1 pseudogene is annotated in these 789 nt (G+C 62.7%); it reads left to right on the top strand.

Annotation, left to right across the window (positions count from 1 at the left end):
* Positions 1–19 precede the first annotated feature (19 nt).
* A pseudogene (locus A3754_RS24230) lies at positions 20–789 on the top strand (hypothetical protein); the annotation flags it as partial.

The raw sequence follows: 789 nt of genomic DNA, 5'->3' as shown, positions 1-789 counted from the left end.
CGAGATCCCGGTGGCCTATGTGCAACGGACCCCGCCCCAGACGGACATGGACGCGATGGCGCAGGAGGCCCTGGAAGAGCCGGCGGTTTTCCAGGCCGGTGCCCGGTTGATGGTGCGCGACAGTGCCTCGGCCCGGGCTCAGGCCCGGGATGTGACCTCCGCGCGGCTGGGGGCTGGTCACGATATTCGCGATCTTAGCGTGAGCCCGGATGGAACCCGGTTGCTTTTCGCTGCCCGGGCGCCGGAGATCCCTGATGCGGACGAGGATGAGCAGCCCACCTGGAATGTTTGGGAATACGATTTTCAGGGGCGCGCAATCCATCGCCTGATCAGTAGTGACCTGCTGGCGGAAGAAGGCCAGGACCGTTACCCCGCCTACCTGCCCGATGGCCGCATTGTCTTTTCCTCTACCCGGCAGCGTCAGGCCCGGGCCCGTCTGCTGGATGAAGGCAAGCCCCAGTTTTATCCCCTTGAGGAAGGGCGCGACGTGAGCGCCTTTGCGCTGCATGTGATGGAGCCGGACGGTTCGGATATCCAGCAGATCACCTTCAATATGAGCCACGACGTGGCGCCGCTGGTGAAGGCGGATGGTCGAGTGGTGTTTCTGCGCTGGGACAACAAGGACAATGAAAACCGTTTTGATCTGTATCGGGTGAACCCGGACGGGACAGCGTTGACTCCCCTCTACGGCGCCGAGAGCCATGCGCTTACGGACGATACCCGTCGCGAGTTTATGCCGCTCTCGTTTATGGGCGATGGCCGTTTGCTGACGGCCATCCGCTTACGTGA

This window comes from Alcanivorax sp. HI0083 (assembly GCF_001635175.1).
The sequence above is the reverse complement of the archived record's forward strand: the minus strand, read 5'-3'. Positions and strand labels throughout refer to the sequence as shown.